This window comes from Streptococcus atopicus, assembly GCF_049166725.1.
In the GTDB taxonomy this organism is placed as follows: Bacteria; Bacillota; Bacilli; order Lactobacillales; family Streptococcaceae; genus Streptococcus; species Streptococcus hominis.
The window spans coordinates 109,959-117,146 of the sequence record NZ_JBMHFC010000005.1 but is presented as its reverse complement, the minus strand read 5'-3'; the positions used below and the strand labels follow the sequence as shown (position 1 = coordinate 117,146).

The 7,188-nt window shown below is 35.7% G+C and carries 1 protein-coding gene and 1 pseudogene; one reads left to right on the top strand and one right to left on the bottom strand.

The genetic code is table 11. The features are described from left to right. Window positions 1-120: 120 nt before the first annotated feature. Window positions 121-308 (top strand): annotated as a pseudogene (locus ACOMA9_RS05200) (ISL3 family transposase); the annotation flags it as partial. A gap of 154 nt (window positions 309-462) precedes the next feature. On the opposite strand, the gene ACOMA9_RS05195 reads toward ACOMA9_RS05200, so the two are convergent. Continuing rightward, window positions 463-6,894: a Cna B-type domain-containing protein gene (locus ACOMA9_RS05195; protein WP_421424809.1), complete on the bottom strand. Its 6,432-nt coding sequence runs from the start codon at window positions 6,892-6,894 to the stop codon at window positions 463-465. Between the last annotated feature and the right edge of the window lie 294 nt (window positions 6,895-7,188).

The window sequence follows — 7,188 nt, the reverse complement described above, 5'->3', positions numbered from 1 at the left end:
CGGTCAGTTATGGTAAGATGGGAGTAGCTCATAGTTTTTCCTCGGGTTCTGTTTGTGTGGTTACTTACAGTTTACACCAATGAAACACTATGAGTTTTTTTGTTGCACTATATTTTACAATTTATCAAATACAAAGTCTACATCATCCACACCTATTCCAATGCGAGTAGAAGGCTAACAACAAACTCATCAAGGGCATGAGACATCATGTATTCGTTTTTCGAATCTTCAAAAGCTTTAAACCGAAAATTTTCATCGCTTTGAACATCAAAAAAGAGAGAATCAGATTGATTCTCTCTCGTGCTTAGTTATATGTCACCCACTACAATTGACAAAGAACCTATCATCTCTGCCTTTTTATTCTTCTTTTCAACTATAAACTTATAAAATTTATTCAAGTAAGTTAGCTTAATGACCTCTAAGCACTATCCTTTACAGTAGTGAAGTTATTCCTTATTTCTACTATCCTTGATTTTTACGTCTATGTCCTATTAGCATCAGTAATACTCCTGAGGCTAACATTATCCATGCATATTGGGATACGTTACTTGCATCTCCCGTTTTAGGTAATATCTTGTTATTACTTGTACTTGGTACTTCTGGTTTATTAGATTCTGGATCATTTGGTGTAGAAGGTTTTGTTGGAGTCTTTCCTTTATTGGTGATGGTGAAGCCATCTTTCATGCTTCCTGCGTAACCGACTCCATACCACTTGCCTGCAAGTAAAATGCTGTTTGACGTTTCGCCAACTTCTTTGACGGTGTACTGATGAGCTGCTCCACCAAGGGTCGCAGAGACTGGCTGTTTCTCAAAGCTGGCTGTCCAGTTGTTGTCTTTGGTCAACTCTTGTACTTGACCAGTTGCGGCTCCGTCTTTATAGAGTTCGACCGTGACACTGTCTACAGGCGCGTCAATCTTGTTGCCATCTGACCCTTGCCACTCTTTGGTCACTTTGACATCTCTGGTTGGTGGGATCATTGGAGCCCACGGAGTCTTTTCTTTATTGGTGATGGTGAAGCCATCTTTCATGCTTCCTGCGTAATCAACTCCATACCACTTGCCTGCAAGTAAAATGCTGTTTAAGCTTTCCCCAACTTCTTTGACGGTGTACTGATGAGCTGCTCCACCAAGGGTCGCAGAGACTGGCTGTTTCTCAAAGCTGGCTGTCCAGTTGTTGTCTTTGGTCAACTCTTGTACTTGACCAGTTGCGGCTCCGTCTTTATAGAGTTCGACCGTGACACTGTCTACAGGCGCGTCAATCTTGTTGCCATCTGACCCTTGCCACTCTTTGGTCACTTTGACATCTCTGGTTGGTGGGATCATTGGAGCCCACGGAGTCTTTCCTTTATTGGTGATGGTGAAGCCTTCTTTCATGCTTCCTGCGTAACCGACTCCATACCACTTGCCTGCAAGTAAAATGCTGTTTGACGTTTCGCCAACTTCTTTGACGGTGTACTGATGAGCTGCTCCACCAAGGGTCGCAGAGACTGGCTGTTTCTCAAAGCTGGCTGTCCAGTTGTTGTCTTTGGTCAACTCTTGTACTTGACCAGTTGCGGCTCCGTCTTTATAGAGTTCGACCGTGACACTGTCTACAGGTGCGTCAATCTTGTTGCCATCTGACCCTTGCCACTCTTTGGTCACTTTGACATCTCTGGTTGGTGGAATCATTGGTGTCCATATTAAAGACCAAATTGCATATAACTCTACATCTTTATCAATTGTTCCTGTCTTAAATGTATCTCCCTTTGAATACATAGTGCCTTTACCGTCAGCTTGTGTATTCCATCCCTTGAAGAGATAGCCAGATCGTTTCATCGTACCTGCATCTAAGACAGTTACCTTATCAGTATCGGCATCATTTCCATTTTCTGTAATGGATGGATAGTATTCGTTATTATCCTTTGGTGCTTCTCCAGTTACATCAGCATGATTTTTATTATAATTTACCTTTCCATAAACAATAATATCGTACTCCGCCTTGACGGTATCTTCAGGTATTGCCTGATCGCTACTAGCCAATGTGTTGGTTGTTGTAACTTCAGCTTTAATTTTACCTATCGTCTTTCCTCTTACTTTACCACTATCATCAACATCGGCTACATCATTTTGTAACTCAAGATATTTTAATTTAGGAGATACAGTAGGATGGTCACTTGTTGCAACAGCTTTAGCTGCTCCTTCTTCTGACTCTTCTCCAACGTGAAGATTAACTGTTTCCGTTTTTATTTTTGGAATTCGAATAAGTCCGCAACCGATAGTATCAAGCGGTTTTTCTCTTACCAATTCTGGTAATTCAGCTGTTTTATAGCGTGTTCTGTCAAAATCGGAGTTCTTTGATTTTAACATATCCGAATCTTTTGCCTTCAATGTAAGTTTCGTTTCACCATCTGGCATCGTAACTTTTACCCATTGACCAGCCTCATTCATAAAACTCTTTAATTCATATCTTCCATTTTCATCTGTAGTTGAACTATGAATTAAAGTATTAGCAGGAATTAACTTGTTATTAATTGTTATATCATGATTTGGAGAATATAGTTCAAGTTTAACACCTTCTGCTTTTGTTTCTCCCTCATCAAATTCTCCATTTTCGTTTTTATCCCACCATACATCTGATGAAGCAACTGCATAATTTCCATAAATATATCTTGCAGGATTTATATATCCACTCGTTTTAACTCCTGTATAATCAGTCGTTTCAAAACTTCCACCAATGTATGCTTCAAGTTCATCTGTTGTTGTTTTCGCATGAGTTTTAAGCGGTAGCTTAATATTGACCTGACTGCCTTTAGGAAGTTCTCCCAAATCAAGTTTAACATGGGTTACTTTTCCCCAATCCGTTATATTTTCGGCTGAAACGAAAGTATTTCCACCATCTATGCTATAACTAAATTCTTGTTTACCAGGACGACTATCTCCCATTACCTTAACTTCACCAGTCAAATACATATCCACTTGGGTTTTCGGTGTTTGAACAGTTTCATTATTTTGTGTATAGGATATAGATTTATCCTTTTTAGGAATTTCTAAGATAGCCTTAAAGTCCTTAAATCCATCTGAGTCTGGAGCTTGAACGAAGAAGTCTCCACGTAAATTATCTCTTTCATCTGGATAGAAAGTCTGTGTAGGAAATTTACTTCCCGCTGTTCCATAGACGATATTATCATATTTCCCAGGGAATATATTTGATCCTACCGCCGTATTCTTGGATACAACAACTTCCACCTTGCTCAAATCAATTCCAAATAATTTCTTTTCCTTCGTAGCATCAAGAGCTTTTGCAGCATTTTCAGAAAGTTGGAATAAATCTCCTTCAAGCTTTGCATGGCTATAATATTCTTTTTTACTACCGTCCAATTTGCTCTCAAGTTTACTCATATCGTAGTAAACCATTCCATATGGACGATGCTCATTTTCTCCTGGAGATGTAACACTTGTATATCTAAAACTCTTCAGTGCAATGACAACTGGATCTTCCATAAATTTAAGTACACTATCATTGTAGTAATAATAGTAAGAAAAAGCTTTATTCTTAGTAATTTCTCTAAATTGTCTATTTAAAGCTTGTATGCCCGCTTCTGTAATAGACATTTTAATCCATACTCTACCATCAGCATCTGTAACTTGTTTAATAATAACATTGCCAGATGCATTATCAAATCCTAAAAACTTACATTTATCTACATCTGCAGCAAATTGTTTATCTTTTATTTCTACATAAGCGGATTCAGGAATTCCATAAGGCATCTTACCCGCTTCAGGCATGTCTGAGTTCATAGCATAAGCGTAAGCTTTTGTATTAAATTTAACCTTTTGAGTACTTGTTCCTGATTGAGAAATAGAATTATTTGTATCATTACCTGAAGGCTCAATCACATTATCGGCAGTCTTATTTGTAACGATATAAGTTCTAGTAAGAATACCATAACGTTGCGGTAGTTTTATACTATTCCATGTCCTACCACCAAAGGCTTGTCCTTTGCCTGCGTCATGAATATGATTTCCATCGCTACAACTTTCATTATAATATTTGCCTTCTAAATTCTGAATAAAGTAATTAGGTCCATACCAAGCAAGTCCCTTTTCCTTCTCTATCGTCAATGGATTGCCTTTAAAATCAGTATTTCTAAGTTCATATTCAATGTTGGAAAATAATACTGTTTCTCCTGTTTCTTTATCGGCAAATGGCTCAATATTATATACTCCATCATAAGTTAAAACAATACTTGATAGATGTTCAATATCCCTATTAATTCCAAGGTCTATTTTTGTTCCATCTTCGATATTTCCAATATTATATACCTTTTCTGTACCCTCTATTCCAAGTACATTATCCGCAGTTTTATAAATGATTTTCCAACCACTTAAGGATTTATTTGCTGTAAATTTCCCAGTCAAAAGTCCAGTTTTGTCAGCCTTAGAATCAAGTCCTTTGAGATTCAAAGTTCCCACTGTCAAATCAATTCTTGGATTTTTCGTTACAGGAGAAAATTCTTTCTTCGTTCCATAATCAAAGAACAATTTCCAAGTATCATAAAAAGTTCCATTTTCCGCTTGGTTTGGATATAATACATTTTCCTTTAATCTATCACCAGTACTCTCAGCTTTCAAAGGTGTACATTTCTTTTGAGTTACAGTTGTCCAGAAGAAATCATCCTTTGCTTTTCCACTCACATTATTAACAGGACTTTTCACAGCTTTATTAGCTTCATAATCAAAATGATCATTTGCATCCGCAGTTGGATCAGTAGATTTTGTAGAATATTTTACCTGCAAATGTCCTGTAGCTGTGGGAGTAACATAATAATCGAACTTACTTTGAGCATATGACAATCTATGAGTATTTGCATTATATTTTCCCGCATAATGTGTACTTGCATTAAAGGTGTCGTTATTCAAATACTCCCAATGAACTTCAACCTTAGTTACTCTTCCACCAGAAATATCAAACTTGACTTCAGGAAAATTATTAACTTTATTTGCTAAATGAACAGGTGAATTTACATCTGCTGTATGCTTATTACCATCTGCTGTAGTATAGACTACTTTTGCTACTTTATAAGAATCTGTATTCCATGTTTGAGCAGTTCCTTTCCATGCAGTGGGTTGAATTTCTTCAGGAAATTCATATTTTTCAACTGTTGCACCAGTCTTATTCTTTGGAAGATACTCATTCCATTCTCCATTAGCATCTTTTAAAATATAATATTCATTACTTAAACGTGTATAGCCAACATCAGAATACTTTGCATCTGCAGAAACTGCATTTGCAGTATAATATCCTCCAGCATTTTTATAAAGTTGATATCCAGGTCCAGCAAAACTATGAATTTCATATCCATCGACAGTATTAGCTTTCATAGTTTTAATCTTTACGCCTTGTCCATCAGCGCTGATAACAACTTCCTTTTTGCCGTCTGTACCATTTGGAGTTTCAAAGACAAATTCAGGTGTTGTAGCTTCATATAAAGTATCTGAACCAATATTGTCGATTCCATCAGGAACTTGCCAAATAGGTGAAAATCCCTTTGTAAATGCATCGTTCCATTTGTGGTCACTTCCATTATTATATAAGGGTTTTCTTGGTGTTATGAGATAGTAATTTCCCTTTCCATCACCATCATTTTTCATTTCACTGACTGTCGCATAATAAGCAAGATCTAAATCATATAATCCATTTCTGATTTGTAATTTTTGTAAAATGAAATTTCCTTCAACACTTCCATTTTTCGGAACATAAACCTTGATATGTTTTAAACTCATTAGAGGAGTATCCGCGTCATGAATTGTTCCTTGCTTATAATAATAGTAATCTTTATTTCCTGTAAACGGACCACTTGCAGGATCTGTATCATAAAATCTTATGAATCCAGAATTTGCAATCTTCGCCATGCTACTCGCATTTAGATGTCGATCTCCTGTTACTGTAGTTTTAGGATCGTCATAATTAGTTGGTGACATTCTCCATTTATATTCTGATGAATTTCCTGTACTATTAATTGGAGTATTGTTGTCTCCCTCACAGACTGTAACATTAAGTTTTGTTTCAAGCCTTCCTTCATTAATCCACTTTTTACATTCTTCATCTGTTAAACTACGTCTATTAAAAGCGATATTAAATACCAAACTTGAACCTCCGCCCAAAGATCGAAGGAAATTATCATTAATGTCATAGATAATTTTTACAACTTTATCATAATTAGTTTGTGCTGCTGAATCTAATGGTATTACATTCCCCCTTGCATCAAGCAATGTAATTTTTTCAAATTGTACTCCTTCAATTCCTGGATTAGCAAGTTTGAATCCATAAGTTGGTAAATCGACAACAATTTTTTGATCTCCAAACTCATTACTCCCATCATCTTTTGTACGGAAAAAAGGAGTATAGTTTATGGTAAACAATGTATCCGTCATAGTTGCCAAATTATATGGATTTACTGATGTTCCATCTCCATTTGATGTATCTTTAATCTTATGATTGTCATCATATACCATAAGTTTACCATTATCCATTGGAGCTCCGGGATTCAAAGAAACTGATTTCGTTAAAGATTGATTAAATTTAGGCTTAGTTGTTTCTTCTTTAACTTCTGACTCATCCTCTTTTGTTTCATCTTTAGTGTCCTGCTTATCTTTTTGTTCTTCAGGAGCTATCTTTTCTTCAGCTTCCTTATCAGTTTTTTTAGAATCTGTTTTATTGTCCTGTTTATCTGCTTGATCCTCAGGAGCTATCTTTTCTTTAGTTTCATTACCAGTTTTTTTGACATCTGTCATTGTATCTTTAGCTAATACTCCTTCTGCAAAAACAACAGTGTTCGGAACAATTATCCCAAACAGCATTATAAAAACTAAGAATAAAGCCGTTAATTTTTGTAGTGTTTTCGTATTATCCATCAATTTCATCCACTCCAATCTATATTAGAATATTTGATATTCCAATATTGAAAATAAAAAATTATTTTTAAATAATAATTAAAATCCCTATAAATATATATATCGATATAATACAGATTACTTTCTACCTATATTAGTTCAAATAATAAATATTATACCAAAAATAAGGTGAAAATTCTACCTTTTCTGGTTCATTTTGGCTCTATACTATCTGTAGTGGGTAATATAGAAAACATTATAAATGTAGAAAAAATTCATACGAACTATAATGAAACTATCACAGAATTGCTCGGA

Coding starts and splice junctions, on each gene's coding strand:
- ACOMA9_RS05195 (WP_421424809.1), bottom strand. CDS start 6,894: ATGGATAATACGAAAACACTACAAAAATTAACGGCTTTATTCTTAGTT.